The following is a 17,158-nucleotide window of genomic DNA, read 5'->3' as shown; positions in this document are numbered from 1 at the left end:
CTACTCGTTACCTTCTTTTTGCTTCTCTTTCTCAGTCAGGTACTCTTCAAACGACGGTGGAAGGGCTAATGCATCGTCCCACTGCGGCATGCTTGGCGTTTCAGCTGACGGCATTAACGATACACCCTCTTGCTGACGTTTAAGCTGGAGTGCGCGAATGTAGTTATATTTACGATGGCTAATGGCGTTCATGGTTGCACCGTCACGTACAATAGTTGGCTTTAAGAACACCATTAAGTTGCGCTTACGTTTGCTTGTAGACGTCGTCTTGAAAAGATGACCAAGAACAGGGATATCGCCTAAAAGTGGCACTTTAGACACACTTTCTTGTACGTCTTCGTCAATCAAGCCGCCTAGTACGATAGTACCACCATCGTCAACAATCACTGTGGTTTTGATTTCGCGCTTGTTGATAGAGATGTCTACTGATGTCGCACCGCTAACGCTAGACACTTCTTGTTCAATAAGAAGCTGAACGGCATCGCCTTCGTTAATTTGCGGCGTAACTTTAAGTTTAATACCCACTTCTTGACGATCCACCGTTTGGAACGGGTTAGAGTTGTTCGAGCCGGTTGTCGTACCGGTAATAATAGGTACCTCTTGACCAACAATGAAAAACGCTTCTTCGTTATCCATGGTAGTTAGGTGAGGTGTGGCAAGAATATTTGAATTGGTATCAGTGCTTACCGCTTGTACCACTGCGCCCCAGCCATTTTCGATAACGCCAGCAATCAGGCCGTTTGCACCGCCAAGTAAGCTTGCAAGAGCAGTGAAGTCGCCTTCTATCGTGTCCGTTGTTTCTACCACTTCACCGTTGGCAGTGATGTTGGTTTGCGTGGTCTCTCTATCTTCGGCCTGTCGTAGTGCCACAGCTAATGAACCGACGCCTATAACACCATTATTGAACTGTGTACCACCGCCCTCTTCTGACACCCATTGCACACCTAATGTGTTGCCGTCGCCTTCAAAAACTTCAACGATAATGGCTTCAACTTGTACCTGTGCACGGCGAATATCCAGTTGACGCACCACTTCTTCTAGCGAGCGCATCATGTCTGGCTCTGCAGTTATAACGATGGCGTTAGAATCTTCGTGTGCGTCGATGCTAATTTCGCGGTTTGAGCTTGCTCTGCGCGATGTGGCGCCGCTGCCTTGCTCTTCTGCTTGGATACTGGCCGATACGCCTTGCAGAACTTTGACTAAATCTTCTGCCTTAGCGTAATTAAGAAACAGTACGCGAGTGTTGCCATTGGACTCCAGCTCTTGGTCCATGCGTTGAATAAGATTGATAAGACGCTGACGCGCTTTAATGTCGCCGCTTACGATCACAGAGTTCGTTCTGTCGTCTGCTACAACGCGAGGTTCAGATTTAGCGCCTGTATTGGCTTTACCTTGTGATTTGTTGATACTTTCAATAATACGTACCATCTCAGAAGCTGAAGCATAACGAAGCTTAACAATCTCTACTTCTTCGTCACCAGCGCGGTCTACGCGCTCAATGATTTCAACAAGACGATTAACCACCGCAGCGCGGCCAGTTAGCATCATAACGTTAGAAGGGTCGTGACTTACCACATTTCCGCCGCCCGCCTGGTCGTTTAATTGACGCAAAATAGGGGCAAGTTCACGTACCGGCACGTTATAAACTGGAACCACGCGAGTAATGAACTCATCACCGTCTTGCTTGGCGCCTTCGACAACCGGAATGTTTGATGTTTTTGCATCCTTAGAACGTACCACTTTTAAAATACCGCTGGGCATTTCTACAACGGCAAAGTCGTAAACCTGAAGTACGTTTAGGAAAAATTGATAGTACTGATCTTCATTGAGCATATCGTAGCTGCGTACGCTAATTTTGCCGCGTACGTTGGGGTCCACAATAATAGTGCGCTCAAGATTTTTACCAACGATATTGATGAATTCATTGATGTCAGTATCTTTGAAATTAGGCATGTACTCAGCAGCGGTCACCGAGAAACACAGAAGCGCTGTACACATTGCTGTGCCTAAGCGAGATAATAGTTTTTGGCTAGTGCGCCTTTTCATTCTAACTTCCTTCATTTCCTAACTTGTCGATGGCTGGTTTGCGTTGCAATTTTTAATGCCTACCTGATGACGAATGAGCCGTTACCGTTTTAGTTGTTGTTACGCCTCGGGTAAATCTAGGTATAGCGTGGTTAAACTGCCATCTCGAATAATCGTTAATTCTATATTTTGTGCATTGCGTAGCTCAGACAGTGCCTCTTGCGATTGCTGCAAGTCGGTAAGGTCTAGCCCGTTAATTTGTGTAATGACATCGCCAGCTTCAAGACCTGCCGATTTAAATAGTTCAGGCTCTTTTCCTGGGCTCACCTGGTAACCAATAAGTTGGCCTTCTTCTGTTTTTGGCGATATTGAAATAAAGTCAGTAAAGCTTGCTGGGCGTTCTCTTAGTGCCGCAGTGGCCTCTATCGCTTCTTCGCTTAGTTCAACGGTATCGTCTTCATATTCATCTTCTTGAGGTGCAGGGCGCTGTCTTGCCTGCATTTCACGGCGCCTGTTGGCTTCGTCATAATCAATGCCGTCTAACATTAGGGTTTCGTTTCTCACCCCATTTTTAATGATTACACGGTCGTTATACACCTTTTGCAACGTGGCGTTGGTGCCCTCAANTTTTTTCGCCTAAACCGTATACCGCTTGGCTGCCGCGGTTTTCTATAATAGCGGTGCCTGCTTCTTGGTCTGAACTTGCCACCACCCCTGTTAGCGTTAAGTTTAAGCGTGTTTCTGGTGCGTCAGTCACCTCCGCTACGGGCTCGGCTGGCTTTGCTGCCGCATTACCAAATAAATTCAGCTGTTGTATTTTGGCAATGTTGACCCCACTTTTGCCTGATGACGAAGAAATAACTGGAGCACGGCTTATTGTGGGTGTCGCAGATAGCTGAGGTTCGGGTATAATTCGCCACACAAATTTGGCAGCGAATGCAATTAAATACAGGCTAAGCAGAACCACTACGATGGTATGTAGCTGTTTTTGATGCTGGCTTAGATAAACAACCAGAGGTTGTGGGTTGGGTCTATTAAATGTCATGCTGCCACTGATGGTACTGCTTTATTATAATATAGTGAATTTTTGGTTAACCGTGCTTTAGCAAACCCATAATAGCCTAGTAAAGGTGAGGGTCACAACACTAAAGCTACACCATTACGAAATTATTACATGAGCCAATCGGAAAGCAACAATACAACACAAAACGTCAGGCTGGACAAGTGGCTATGGGCTGCAAGGTTTTTTAAAACCCNGAGCCATTGCTAGAGACATGGTGCAGTCGGGAAAGGTCCAGTACAACGGGCAGCGAACCAAGCCTGGTAAACATGTAGAGCTTGGTGCCATGATTAAAGTTCCCGCAGGGTGGGATAATCGTGAAATAAAGGTGCTAGGCTTAAGTGACAAGCGCTTGAGTGCGCCTTTGGCACAAGCACTTTTCGAAGAAACGGCTGAAAGTGTAACAAAACGTGAAGAAAACCAAGCTGCCCGTAAATTGAGCGCATTTCACAGCCCTAAACCAGATCATAGACCTGATAAAAAGCAGCGACGACAGATTATTAAATTTAAGCAGCAATAGTGAGCTGCGCAACAGGATTATTTATGAGTGATTTCGATAAATTACACCGCTTCTTATTTACACAAGCTAACGTTCGCGGCGAATTAGTTCGCCTAGATGAGAGCTTAAAGAACATTGTGCACAGCTATGAATACCCTGTGCAAATTCAAACGTTACTGAGTGAAATGGCGGCAGCGACGTCACTGTTAACGGCAACGCTTAAATTTAAAGGTGAGATTTCACTTCAAATTCAAAGCAAAGGCCCGGTAAGTTATGCAGTGTTAAATGCCACTCACGAGCAAACACTGCGCGGTGTAGCACGTTGGGACGAAACACTTGAAACCCTACCTGACACGTTTTCTGAGCTATTGACCCAAGCCGTTTTGGTTATCACCATTACCCCAGATGAAGGCGAGCGCTATCAGGGCGTTGTGGCATTAGATAAGCCATCTTTAGCTGAGTGTATCGAAGGCTACTTTGCACAGTCAGAACAGCTAGCAACCAGTGTTCACCTAATGACAGATATGAGCGACCCTAAAAATGCTAAAGCGTCGGGCGTGTTGCTACAAGTTCTACCTACCGATGCAAGCGCCACGGATGTATCGCAAGCCAATGAGTTTGCTCACATCTCAAAGCTTACCGAAACGCTGACCAAAGAAGAGATGTTTTCTTTGTCGGTTGAAGACATTTTGTATCGCCTTTACCACCAAGAAGACGTGGAAATGTACCCAGCAAAAGACGTAACCTTTGCGTGCTCATGTTCTAAAGAGCGAAGCGCAGAAGCGCTGCGTCATGTGGAAAAATCTGAACTGCACGCCATTATTGCCGAAGAAGGGGCGATAAAAATGAACTGTCAGTACTGCCATGCAGAGTACCGTTTCGACAGTATCGACGTTGAAGCTATTCATAACGGTAACTTCGACGTATCGTCATCAAACCAATAACCTCTATAGGTTAAAGCCTGCCAAGAAGGTAGCGGCTTTACGTCATAGATAAAAGCACCAACGGATGCGATAGCGCTGAACGTGGTGCTTTTTTGATTCTCCTTGCTATGATTGAAAGCTTCAAGCATGGCCTTAACACTTAACATCTGGTTAAAAAGCACTCAGCAGTAAGTGTTTAGCTTTTCACCACGGGCTCCCTTATTTAATTTTTTCTCCTTTTGAAAGTTTTCACTCTTTATTTTAAATTTTTTTGCCCGCTTTTTATTTTGAAATTCATCGATCAATACGGTCTTACAAATCCAATATTTTACATTTTTAACGAAGGAAAAGGCTTTCCTTGTAATTAATTTACAATATTTATGAAATTGTAGACGAGTAAATAGTGAGTATGTGTTTTAAAAATGCCCTTCAAGCCTTGTTTACATTACACTCGAAGAGGTGATACTTTTTTGAAAGTGCTTTTGAAAAATTACATATAGGGTAACAGCCATGACCGCAGCAGCCTCAATTCAAACGGAACTGAAAGTAACGCCACTTACTGACCTGCCGAACGCAGAACTTATCGAACGCGCTGTATTGCGCGGCGAAGGCGTTCTCGATAAAAACGGTGCACTTGTTGTTGAAACCGGTAAGCGTACCGGTCGCTCTCCCAATGACCGATTTATCGTCAAAGAACCTTCGACAGAGAAGGATATTGATTGGGGCAAGGTAAATAAACCATTCGACGCTGACAAATTCGACGCGCTGTGGGATAGAGTGGAGGCTTATCTTTCTACTCAAGAACACTTTTTATCACACCTTCAAGTAGGTTCAGATCCTGAACATGCGTTATCACTTGAGGTAAGAACGCAAACCGCTTGGCAGCACGTTTTTGCCCGTAATCTATTTATTATTCCTGAAAAATGGAATGTTAAAGGCGATACGCCGTGGCAAATCTTAAACGTGCCAGGTTTCACTTGCGAACCAGAACGTGACGGTACAAACAGCGACGGCACAGTTATCATCAACTTCGCTAAAAAGCGTGTTTTGCTAGCTGGCATGCGTTACGCGGGTGAAATGAAAAAAGCGATGTTCTCAGTACAGAACTTCCTGCTTCCAGCTAAAGACGTGCTACCTATGCACTGTTCAGCCAACGTGGGTGAAGAAGGCGATGTGGCCTTGTTCTTTGGTCTTTCAGGGACAGGTAAAACCACGCTTTCAGCCGACCCCAAGCGTTTTCTAATTGGTGACGATGAGCATGGCTGGGCACCAGGTAGCGTATTTAATATTGAAGGCGGTTGCTACGCTAAATGTATTGACCTTTCTCAAAAGAACGAGCCGGTAATTTGGAACGCGATTAAATTTGGCACAATTTTAGAAAACGTTGTGTTAGACGAGACACGCACGCCAGACTATACCGACACATCGTTAACGCAAAACTCGCGTGCAGCCTACCCGCTAGAACACATTGAAAAGCGCGTAGCTGAAAACAGAGGCGGCGAGCCGCGCTCAGTCGTATTTTTAACCTGTGACGTAAGTGGTGTATTGCCTCCCGTTTCGGTATTAAGTGAAGAAGCGGCGGCGTATCACTTCCTAAGCGGCTACACAGCGAAGGTAGGCTCTACTGAAATTGGTTCTACAAGCGATATTGAATCAACCTTCTCAACCTGTTTTGGTGCGCCTTTTTTCCCGCGTCCAGCAGGCGTGTATGCAGAGCTTCTTATTAAGCGGGTTAAAGCGTTTGGCGCTAAGGTTTACTTAGTCAATACCGGTTGGACGGGCGGCCCTTACGGCACAGGTAGCCGTTTTGATATCCCTACTACCCGCGCCATTATCGATGCGATTGTGTCGGGTAATTTGGCCGATGTTGAAACTCAGCACATTGATGCGTTAAACCTTGATGTGCCTGTCGCCATTGACGGCGTAGACAGCAATTTGCTTGTGCCGCAAAACACGTGGGCAGACAAAGAAAAATACAACGAATACGCCGCTAACTTAGTTAACGACTTCAAACAGAACTTTGAAAAATACGACGTTAGCGACGCTATCGTTAAAGCCGGACCGGGTAACTAATACTCGGTTCGCCCCTTCCCAACGTTCATCACACTCAACGTGATTGATGTTTTGCCCGCACCGTGTTGCGGGCTTTTTTATGGCTGAACATTGCTACTTACCTTTGCATTAACATTTTTCACACAATGAATACGTATGTTTATTTATGTCGACACTGCCTGCCGTTATCATTTGGTTAACATAATAAGGTTTTCAGCGTGCGACGAAATTGCTTGATGCTGAAACGAAAAGAAAGGTTTTAGTATGTCGAAAAAGCACAAGCGTTCAGTTTTATCAGCCGTAGTTAGCGCAACCCTATCTCGCCGCTTATTGGCTACGTTACCGGCTCTCGCGTTGATATCAGGGAATGCGTTGGCCGTCGTTGAACAATTTTCTTTACAGGGCAACACGCTTTACATTGATACAGACACTAACGATTTTACGCTAACAGCATTAGGCAATAAGAGCTTTCAAGTCACTTACGTAACGGATAACAGCGGTAAACCCTATGAGAATCTGTCGTCTATGGCGTTACCAGAACATGTGGCGGCTAATGAACTAACCGTAGACGTATCTGATACACCTAATACCATTACGCTTACCTACGACAATGCTTCAGCGAGTATCGATAAACAAAGTCATGCAATAAGCTATTCGCTTAACGGTGAAGTGGTTACCAAAGAGCGGGACGGTCTTTCGATAAATAGCCACGGCGTGAGTTTATCGTTTGCTCTTAGTGATGATGAAAAGCTCTATGGCGGTGGTCAACGTGTATTGGGCATGGATCGTCGCGGAAACGCCATGCCGCTTTATAACAAAGCGCATTATGGGTACACCACGTCATCGAACCAGATGTATTTTGGTCTGTCTGCGGTCATGTCATCGAAGCACTACAGTGTACTGTTTGATAACACGGCATCAGGTGAGCTTGATATGGGCAGCAGTACGCCCGACGAACTGTTGTTTTCTGCCAAAGGCGGGCGCGCCAGCTACATTATGGTGTTGGGTGAAAGCTTATCTGACACTGTGAAATCTACGGTTGCCATAACGGGCAAACAGCCACTGCCGCCACGCTGGCTACTGGGTAACTTCGCGTCACGATTTGGCTATAAATCCCAAGATGAAGTAATGAATGTTGTGGATGCATTTAACAAGCAAGATATTCCAGTGGATGCAGTGGTTCTGGATTTATATTGGTTTGGTAAAGACATAAAAGGACACATGGGGAACTTAAGTTGGGACACTGCCACGTTCCCTGAGCCTGAGAAGATGATTAGCGAGCTTCGAGAGCAAGACGTGAAAACCGTGCTTATTACCGAGCCATTTATTCTTACTACATCAAAGCAGTGGGACAGCGCGGTAGAAAATAACGCCCTTGCTCAAAATGATCAAGGTACGCCGTACACCTTTGACTTCTACTTTGGCAATACTGGTCTTGTTGATGTGTTCAGCGAAGCGGGCCAAGACTGGTTTTGGCAATATTATGAAAAGCTAGCCGCACAAGGCGTTGCTGGCTGGTGGGGCGACTTAGGAGAGCCGGAGGTTCATCCTGATGATATTCAGCACGCTTGGAGCGAAGCCGGCCTTGGTAATCAGACGGTGAGCGGTACCGAAGTGCATAACGGCTATGGCCATCAGTGGGCGAAAACCGTGTATAACAACTTAACTGAACTTCAAAGTGATACGCGCCCGTTCGTGCTCATGCGTTCAGGCTTTTTGGGCAGCCAGCGTTACGGTATGGTGCCGTGGACGGGCGATGTAAGCCGAAGCTGGGGCGGGCTTAAACCGCAGGTAGAACTCGCACTTCAAATGAGTGTGTTTGGTTTAGCCTATACTCACTCCGACTTAGGCGGTTTTGCAGGAGGCGACACCTTTGACGCAGAGCTTTACACGCGTTGGCTTCAGTTTGGCACCTTTTCGCCGGTATTTAGGCCTCATGCTCAAGATAACATTGCGCCAGAACCGGTTTTTCACGACGACCCAGTAAAGTCTATTGCGCGTGAATTTATTCAGCTTCGCTATGACATGCTGCCCTATAACTATTCATTGGCTTTTGAAAACGCGCTATTCGGCACGCCGTTAATGCGCCCGCTTGCCATGGTATTTAATGAAAATAAGTGGTTCGAAAGCGCAAAAAGCTATATGTGGGGCGATGCCCTGTTTGTTTCACCTGTGACTCAGCCGAACCAACAGACATGGGCCGTTGAGTTGCCACCTGGCATTTGGTTCGACTTTTTTTCAAGTGCCAAGTATCAAGGAGGTAAAACGGTTGATTACCCACTCACTCAGGATAATTTTCCGGTTTGGGTAAAAGCGGGAAGCTTTATGCCTATGTCTGAGGGGCTTTCGCGCACAGAACATTTTGATGCTCGGGAGCTAGAAATGCATTACTGGCACGACCATTCAGTGATCTCATCGTCTTACACCTATTATGAGGATGACGGCAAAAGCCCTAACTCTGTTGAAAAGGGCTTGTACACGACGTTGCAGCTTAACGCATCGGTAGATGAGAGCGCTGATCTCACCCTGACACTTGATAGTCAAGGTAGTTATATCGGTATGCCGCAGCAGCGAAATATAACCTACGTGGTTCACGGACTCACTGAAAGGCCGCAGAAAGTATTGGTAGACGGGGCGCCTGCGCCTGCTACCTGGAGTGAGAAAGGGAAAACGCTTTCACTTGCATTTACGTGCGATTATCAGCAATCTGTAGAGATAGTGATCATGTAATAATAGCTGGTTCACTTTATGGTAAAGGGTACGGCGTGTGCGTGTACCCTTGAACATTAAAAAGATGTCTCTTCAACGATATCAACCATGGAGCTTTAATGAGCCGACTTCCCGCCACTATCGTCATTTTTGCCGGTTTTTTCCTAATAGGTAAGTTATTTCTTTTATGGGGAATACTACTACCTGATATAGCCGCCGATCTTCAGATGTCGGAACTCATCAGTGGCGCGCTTTTCTCTCTTTTTTCAGTAGGCATGATGTTAGGCGCAGTGATTGGAGGGAAGTACGCCAGTCGCTTTGAATACATGCCTTTATTGGCAGCACTATTAAGCATCAATACCGTGCTACTGCTTTTAGTGTCGGTGTTGTCGTCATGGCAGTGGTTTTTAGTATTGGCAGTATTAATAGGTGTGGTGAGTTCAACTATTTTTACTATAGGCCACACGCTTATCGCACGTATGTACGCTGAAAAGCGATTCACCATGATGGGCTTAATGGACTTTATGTTTAGCTTAGGTACCTTTGCAGCCTCGTTTTTTGTAACGCTGTTATATCTTGTCGAACACAACTGGCGCTTGCCAATCCAAGTACTCGCCGGTGTTATGATGATCTTATCTTGTTATACCTATATTGCGGCGCGCTCTCAGGCTAAAGTACTTAAAGGGCAACCGAAAGCGCCCAAAAAGACTCTGGCGTTTGGCGTCATTATCAAGCAGCCCGTGTTTATTTTTATGGCGCTACTTGCGTTTGGGTATGGTGCGGTAGAGTTTGGTAACGCGAACTGGTTTGTTAGCTATGCGCAAAACGGATTAGGGTTTAGCGGTGAGCAGTCTCGTAACTTATTGGCCTGTTTTACAGCGGGCATGGTGATTAGCCGCTTAACGTTTCCTTTTTTACTGCGCTTTGTATCTGTGCATCGCTTAATTGTTTTAATGGCGACGGCGTCTTTAGCCGGTGTGTTTACGCTTAAGCTTATGCCTAGTTTGTACGGCATAGGCGCGGGTAACCTTTTACTTGGGTTGGGGCTTGGCGGCTTGTTCCCGTTAATGTTATCTGCAGCAATGAATATCGATAGTGATAATGGGCCGGTCCTTTCCGGTATAGCTATTATTGGCAACTCAACAGGTGTACAGGTGGCGTCATTTTCTACTGGATTATGGGCAAACTTTGCGCCGCTTACCACGGCGTTTTGGGTTATTCCTATTGGCGGGTGTTTGCTGTGGTTAGCGTCTTACGGTTATAGTCGCAAAATTAAGTACCGCAACAGTCCAGCTTAACGCTGGGGTTTTAAAATAAGTGGGCGACCAGGGCTTATTTTTTATCGGGTAGTTCCGCCAAATAGGGCAGGTAAAACTCAGCGACAAGGCCTTGTTGAGGATGGTTGCGTAAGGTGACTTCCCCGTCGTGGGCTTCAATAATACGTCTTATAATGGCAAGCCCTAACCCAGACCCGGACGAATTACGCGCCTTATCGCCTTGGGCAAACGGCATGAATACACCTGCTAATTCTTCATGTGGAATGCCCGGCCCGAAGTCACGTACTTTGCAATAAACCCGTTTCTCATGGCGGTTATAAAAGCTGCTAATCGCAATTTCATCAGACCCATATTTAAATGCATTCTCAATTAGATTATCTATTACCCGCTTCATTGCAATGCGTCTTAAGGGCAACGGGGGAATAGTATTGAGTTTCAGCTCAATATGGTGCTTGTCGTCAAGGTGCCTTGCTTGAACAAGCTCAGCAATAATGGTGTTTAAATCGGTTTCTTGGGTTACTTCTTCGGTGTCATAGCGGGCATAATCAATGAACTGATCGATGATAGCGTTCATGTCTTCAATGTCGTTTACAATGCCATCTTTTATCCAGTCCTGGTCTTCAGGCAGCATTTCAGAGGCAAGGCGAATTCGGGTAAGTGGGGTGCGCAAATCGTGTGAAATACCCGCCGTCATAATGTTTCTGTCGTTCTCTAGCTGCTTAATACCCTGATTCATGCGGTTGAACGCGCGGGTAACCTGAATCATTTCGGTGCTGCCTTGCTCGCGAAGCGGCGCCGGGTGTTCACCTTTACCCACGGAAATAGCTGCCTTTTGAAGGGCAGATAAGGGGCGGGTCATACGTCGTACAAACAGCCAGCCGCCGGCTACGCTTAATATACCAATTACCATTAAATACATGGTAAGCGGTGAAATATTGGCTTCGTTTAACCCTGAAATCGGTATTGAAATCCATGTATCTGGATATCGGTTTAAAGATATCCACACAATGTAAGGGGCGTTTTCGTCGCTGGCCTGTGTGGTAGTGCTAATGCGTACGTCAGCTAACTGACTAAGTTGTTCACTAACCTGAGATGATATATAGCCATAGTAAACGGCACTTTCTAACCCGTTTTGTTTAGCAACACTTTCATCGAAGACGTGCACCTGGGTTTTTTGAAAATACCGGTCACGGGTTTCTTGGTTAGTGACGAGTAAGTCGTTGGCCAATACTGACTTAACTTGCGTCGCTAATAGGCTATTGATCTGTTGGTAACTAGGTTGAATAAAGTAATAGGTGACAGAGATGTAGGACACTATCTGATTAATGAGCAGAAGCACACCAATCAGCATAACGGTCTGGCCAAATGCACTTTTGGGAATTAAACGCATAGCTCACCGTTTCGTTGCGTCATAAGACAGCCTTTTCTNAAAAAAAAGGCTTATCGTTGTAATTAAGCCTTTAACACCCGCTGCATCACGCATAAATACCTATACTTGCTCACCGTCTGGAACGAAGACATAGCCTAAGCCCCATACGGTTTGTATGTAGCGTGGGTTAGCAGGGTCTTCTTCTAGCATTCTACGCAAACGAGAAACCTGAACGTCGATGCTTCGCTCTAATGCACTGTAGTCACGGCCTCTAGCTAGGTTCATTAGCTTATCTCGCGAAAGCGGCTCGCGGGGGTGAGTCACCAGCGATTTTAATACGGCAAACTCGCCGCTAGTCAGGGTTAGCGGTTTATCGCCAGCGGTCATTTCGCGGGTGGCTAAATTAAGCTTATAGTCACCGAATTCGACTATTTGAACATCTTTTGAAGGCGCGCCGGGCGCTTCGCTGCTGCGTCTGCGCAACACCGCTTTAGCGCGCGCCAGCAGTTCACGAGGGTTAAAGGGCTTAGGTAAGTAATCGTCTGCGCCCATTTCAAGGCCGATAATGCGGTCTACTTCATCGCCCTTGGCGGTAAGCATAATAATAGGCATGTCGTTTTCTTGCTGGCGCAAGCGCCGACAAATAGACAGGCCATCTTCACCGGGCAGCATAAGGTCTAAAACCATAAGATGAAAATTCTCACGTTCTAGCAATCTGTCCATTTGCTCAGCGTTTGCCGCGCTGCGCACTTGATAACCTTGCTCTAGCAGATAACGCTCTAACAGGCTACGTAAGCGCATATCATCATCAACAACGAGAATTTTTGAGGTTTCCTGACCCATAGTCATACCTTTAGTTTTACTTTTGTTTCACTATAACCACTAGATGTGAAATACAAAAGCGAGAAAGCGGCAAAAGGGGCGGTATGTTTGTTACAAATAGTGTCTAAAGAAACACGTTCTTACTCCTTCGCTTAGAAGGCAAAGGCTGAAGCGTTAGTCAGCCCTTGTGCTCACAAGTGGTTTGACGTCAATTACAACGGCATTAAGACAATGTTAATCGAAGGACGCCACGTTAAGGGCTCTCGCTTGGCCAGAACCGTTAAGCGTGTCTAAATATAACTGTGTTATAGCCTCAGTGCCGCAATGAGACTGCTCGAAAAACTGATCGCTAACTTTGCTTGCAAAGCGCTGCCAGGCGTTGGCATATTTGGTCAAGAACTCATCGTGTCCCCATTCGCTTTGACGTAATTTCACCCGCGCCGGCGCAAAGAAGATCTCTGCATCTAGTAGCTTGGGGTTGGGTTTTTCTTGTGCTTTCCAATCGGTAGCGCCGATAAGCGTTACTGCGCTTAAGTTATCGCCAAGCTGTTTAGCGAGGTTATTGATAAGCGTGCCATTGGCAGCAAAGTCGAGTAGCCAATAGCGAGAATCGTGACCAAGTTCAGATAGGTCATCATAGCTATAAACCGCATCGTAGCATTCAGAGGCTTTTACCTTATCCACATTCGCTTTTGAGGTTAGCCCAACAACGCGGTAACTGGCTTTTCGTGGCGCTTTTTTATCTTTGAGAAGTTGCGCAGTTCCTAACGCTGTTTTACTTGAAGCGCTAGAAAGTAACAAGGTTTCATCGCGAGCCTTTTCGGCGACAAAGTCATCCAGAACGAACGACGTCATATAAAGTGGCCTGAAGTTAAGTTGCCATGCTTCACGGCTAGCGTCGTAGCCGGGGTCGGCAAAGCAGCGAAGGTATTGGTCGTAAACCGGGCTGATACTTTTGCGCTTTTCGTGTATATCTGAAAAACCGTGGGGTGCAACTTTACCGGCTTTTATTACCCAGTGACTTGCCATGGGCAAATAGCCAAATACTTTTTCACCTTCTTTGATTCCGCTATGACGAGACGCCTTCACAGTAGCAAAACCCCATACAGGCACAATACCAAAGCCAGTATCGCTGCTGTCGTGACTATCTGTGGCGGGAAAGAANCCCCCAATACCCCATTTTAAAGCCGAGTGCCGCATAGGTAATGTTATTGGCAGAAAAGCCAAAGCTGTCTGTTTCTAGCAATACCTCGTCTGGCTGTAAGTCACTAGTACTTAATTCCCGTTCGACGACTTTGGTATCGGCAAGGTCTTGCTGATTTATCCAAATTTGTTGGCTGTGTATTGTGGTCATTATTAAGGCCTGCTTTAGTGAAAAATAGCGAATTCAACAAAACTAGATTGGCGCAGGCTCAAAAGTATTACGACTTACGGTTTTAAATACATGCCTATAGAAGAAACGTATAGGGGGTATGCAGGTAAAAGCGGGTAATTAGCCGTCGCTATTTAGCCAATCCATCTGATGACCGGCTCGACGTTTTTTATTCAAAATGTCTTCAAGCAGCGGGGTTAAGATAAGCTCCATGGCTAGCCCCATTTTTCCGCCGGGCACAACAAGGGTATTGATCCTAGACATGAAAGCCCCATCAATCATTTGAAGCAAGTAGGGGTAATCGACGGTTTTCATTTCCCGTCTGAAACGCACTACAACAAAGCTTTCGTCTTGGGTTGGAATTTCCCGGGCGCTGAACGGGTTGGAGGTATCGACTGTAGGCACGCGCTGAAAGTTAACATGAGTGCGCGAAAATTGCGGCGTGATGTAGTGGAAGTAGTCATCAAGCCCTCGCACAATACTACTCATTACCGCTTCTCGGGAATGACCTCGGTCAGTGGTATCGCGCACAATTTTTTGGATCCACTCTAAATTTACAATGGGTACCATGCCTACCAGTAAATCAACGTGTTTTGCAACGTCATTTTCTTCTGTTTTAACGCCGCCGTGTAACCCTTCATAAAACAGTAAATCGGTGTTATTAGGCAAATCTTGCCACGGTGTAAAGGTACCTGGCATTTGGTTGAAAGGTACAGCTTCATCGAAGGTGTGTAGGTATTGTCTGAACTGGCCAGTACCTGAACTTCCGTATTCTCTAAACAGCGTCTCGAGTAACTCGAAGTCGTTGGCTTTGGGGCCAAAGTAGCTGATATGCCTGCCTTGCTCTTGGGCCTTACGAATTTCCACTTCCATTTCTGGACGGGTAAAACGGTGGAAGCTATCACCGCCGACTACTGCAGCATTAACATTTAAGTTCCTGAATATATGGCGAATAGCATTGGTCGTGGTGGTAGTACCCGCGCCAGAAGAACCTGTTATAGCAATAATAGGGTGTTTGACAGACATAGAAATTCTTTTTGGAAATGACGGGTACTAGTTATAAGCTGATGTGCGCTAAGAATCAAGGGGGGCGTATGAACGCTCACCTCGCAAATGCTGTGTGAGCCTGCGTATAATCAATTGTCTAGCCCTTTATGGTGATGCTGCAATAAGCGCACAATTAGCTTTGCCTCCTCTTCATCTAAATCCAGTAGCGCTCGCACGTGTTCAAGGTGGTGTACGTCGTGCTCACTAAGCTTTCCATCGTCCAATACGCTTCTTACCGTGTCTTTAAACCGGTCGCGCTTTAACTGCATTTGGGTGGTATAGCTTGACGATAAGATGCCTGCGGGCAGTGCATAAAAGCAAATGCCCAAAATGGTAATAAGCCCGCCAAATACCTTGCCTAACGCTGTAACGGGAACGGCATCGCCATAGCCTACCGTAGTGAGCGTGACCAGAGCCCACCACAATGAGGCAGGAATACTGCTGAAAACGTCGGGTTGGGCGGTGTGCTCGATATAGTAAATGCAGGTTGCCGCAATGACGGTAAACAGCAGGAGTACGCTGATTGCAGCAATAAGGCTATGAGATTCGTTGCGCAAAACGGTGACAAGGGTTTGCATTGAACGGGAATAGCGCCCAATTTTCAAAATTCGCAGCACCCTAAATACCCGTAAAATACGTAAATCAAAGGCCACGAACACGCTTAGGTAAAAAGGCAAAATCGCCATTAAATCGACCAGCGCCATAGGGCTTTTTATATAAGCCCAACGCTTTTGCCAAGGCGTAGTTTGTTCGCGGGAAGGGCGATTCGGCGCCGAAGCGCTGCTGTATAGGCGAAGCAAGTACTCAACGGTGAATATCAGTACCGACACTATTTCGATAATATGAAGCTCATGCTGCCAAACAGCAGGGATGCCCGGTACGGTTTCTAGCATCATGGCCGCTACATTTACGATAATTAGCGCAATAAGAAGTACATCAAACAACTGGCTTCGTTTTTTGTACTCGTGAGCTTCGCTAGCAGGAGCGAGAATGTGATAGCACGCGTTTCGAAATGACATAGCCATGGTAGTCAGGGAATGAATGTCCTTTTTATACCAATTACCGTTGCAAATTGGTAATGCTTCTAAAAAAGAAGGAGGTGTTCGGCGCTATTTTCAAGCGCGGATGGGGTCAAAACGTGGTAGTTTAAAATACAAATAAGCAAACAAAGAGCGTATCCAATTGAAAAGTGCAAAACATTTAGGGTCAGTACTAACCTCGGCACTGCTTGTGGCTATGTCTGTGCCCACAGCACAAGCTAAGTCTGACAGCGTACTTTTTTCATCAACGCCACCTGTTATAGATGGTGTAGCCAATGACGCTGCATGGAAAGGGGGCGATTGGCATGATATGACGTCGCTTATGTGGGGCTCGGCTCCTGAGTCCGGTGATTTTTCTGGTCGATATAAACTGCGATGGAACAAGGATGCGCTGTATCTGTTGGCAGAAATACAAGACGATCACCTCTCAGATACCTATGCCAATCCCCTTGAACGTTATTGGGATGATGACTGTTTAGAAATTTTCATTGATGCAGACGCCTCTGGTGGCGATCACTTTAATAACTACAATGCGTTTGCCTATCACTTAGCGTTAGATAATCAGGTTGTTGATATAGGTCCAAACGAAGCAGGAGAGGCTGTACCACAACTCTACAATGATCACGTAGAGAACAAATGGCAGCGAGATATATTGGCGCCTTATAAGATTCATTGGGAAGCAGCGGTGCGTGTGTTTGATGACAGCTATCAGTACGGGAAAGACAATTCACCAGTAACCTTAAAAGACGGCATGACACTGGGCTTTATGCTTGCCTATTGCGATGCAGATGGCGGCGACAGAGAACATTTTTTAGGTTCCCACGAGATAACCCACGCAAACGGCGACAAAAACTTGGGGTATAAGGATGCGTCGGTGTTTGGAAAGGTGAAGCTGACAAAGTAGTGAACCATAATTTGTCGCTACTTTAATTGATTGACTTGCTGCGCGTAATTGGAAGGAGT

10 protein-coding genes and 3 pseudogenes are annotated in these 17,158 nt (G+C 46.1%); 6 read left to right on the top strand and 7 right to left on the bottom strand.

The genetic code is table 11. The features are described 5' to 3' along the window. Both gspD and gspC read right to left on the bottom strand, forming a co-directional pair. Window positions 1-2,046: a type II secretion system secretin GspD gene (gspD, locus tag MADE_RS19210; protein ID WP_012520127.1), complete on the bottom strand. Its 2,046-nt coding sequence runs from the start codon at window positions 2,044-2,046 to the stop codon at window positions 1-3. Between the two features lie 99 nt (window positions 2,047-2,145). Further along, window positions 2,146-3,070, bottom strand: a pseudogene (gene gspC, locus MADE_RS19205) (type II secretion system protein GspC). Between the two features lie 129 nt (window positions 3,071-3,199). Between gspC and hslR the strand changes: the two are divergent. The 5 genes and pseudogenes from hslR (at window position 3,200) to MADE_RS19175 (ending at window position 10,566) form a co-directional block, all read left to right on the top strand. Continuing rightward, window positions 3,200-3,605, top strand: a pseudogene (hslR, locus tag MADE_RS19200) (ribosome-associated heat shock protein Hsp15). Window positions 3,606-3,628: 23 nt separating this feature from the next. Then, window positions 3,629-4,528, top strand: a complete 900-nt coding sequence (gene hslO, locus MADE_RS19195) for an Hsp33 family molecular chaperone HslO (protein WP_012520124.1) — start codon at window positions 3,629-3,631, stop codon at window positions 4,526-4,528. Window positions 4,529-5,017: 489 nt separating this feature from the next. After that, complete coding sequence (locus tag MADE_RS19185) at window positions 5,018-6,580, top strand: phosphoenolpyruvate carboxykinase (RefSeq protein WP_012520123.1); 1,563 nt, start codon at window positions 5,018-5,020, stop codon at window positions 6,578-6,580. A gap of 243 nt (window positions 6,581-6,823) precedes the next feature. Further along, complete coding sequence (locus MADE_RS19180; RefSeq protein ID WP_012520122.1) at window positions 6,824-9,289, top strand: TIM-barrel domain-containing protein; 2,466 nt, start codon at window positions 6,824-6,826, stop codon at window positions 9,287-9,289. A 98-nt stretch (window positions 9,290-9,387) separates the two neighbouring features. After that, on the top strand, window positions 9,388-10,566 hold the full coding sequence (locus tag MADE_RS19175; RefSeq protein WP_012520121.1) for an MFS transporter: 1,179 nt from the start codon (window positions 9,388-9,390) through the stop codon (window positions 10,564-10,566). Window positions 10,567-10,600: 34 nt separating this feature from the next. On the opposite strand, the gene envZ is transcribed toward MADE_RS19175, so the two are convergent. From envZ to MADE_RS19150, 5 genes and pseudogenes are all read right to left on the bottom strand, one after another. Beyond that, the gene (gene envZ / locus MADE_RS19170; protein WP_012520120.1) at window positions 10,601-11,935 is read right to left on the bottom strand and encodes a two-component system sensor histidine kinase EnvZ; all 1,335 of its coding nucleotides are present in this window, start codon (window positions 11,933-11,935) and stop codon (window positions 10,601-10,603) included. A 99-nt stretch (window positions 11,936-12,034) separates the two neighbouring features. Further along, on the bottom strand, window positions 12,035-12,757 hold the full coding sequence (gene ompR / locus MADE_RS19165) for an osmolarity response regulator transcription factor OmpR (RefSeq protein ID WP_012520118.1): 723 nt from the start codon (window positions 12,755-12,757) through the stop codon (window positions 12,035-12,037). Between the two features lie 213 nt (window positions 12,758-12,970). Next, window positions 12,971-14,090, bottom strand: a pseudogene (locus tag MADE_RS19160) (DUF2855 family protein). 138 nt (window positions 14,091-14,228) lie between these two features. After that, a complete protein-coding gene (locus MADE_RS19155; RefSeq protein ID WP_012520116.1) occupies window positions 14,229-15,134 on the bottom strand; it encodes a phosphoribulokinase in 906 nt (301 codons plus the stop codon). Window positions 15,135-15,244: 110 nt separating this feature from the next. Beyond that, a complete protein-coding gene (locus tag MADE_RS19150) occupies window positions 15,245-16,180 on the bottom strand; it encodes an ion transporter (RefSeq protein WP_012520115.1) in 936 nt (311 codons plus the stop codon). 157 nt (window positions 16,181-16,337) lie between these two features. Here MADE_RS19150 and MADE_RS19145 point away from each other — a divergent pair, with 157 nt between their 5' ends. Continuing rightward, window positions 16,338-17,099 (top strand): sugar-binding protein, encoded by a 762-nt coding sequence (locus tag MADE_RS19145; protein WP_012520114.1) that lies wholly within the window; start codon window positions 16,338-16,340, stop codon window positions 17,097-17,099. The last annotated feature ends 59 nt before the right edge of the window (window positions 17,100-17,158 follow it).

The sequence above is a fragment of the Alteromonas mediterranea DE genome, from assembly GCF_000020585.3.
In the GTDB taxonomy this organism is placed as follows: domain Bacteria; phylum Pseudomonadota; class Gammaproteobacteria; order Enterobacterales; family Alteromonadaceae; genus Alteromonas; species Alteromonas mediterranea.
This window is presented reverse-complemented; position numbering and strand designations above follow the sequence as displayed.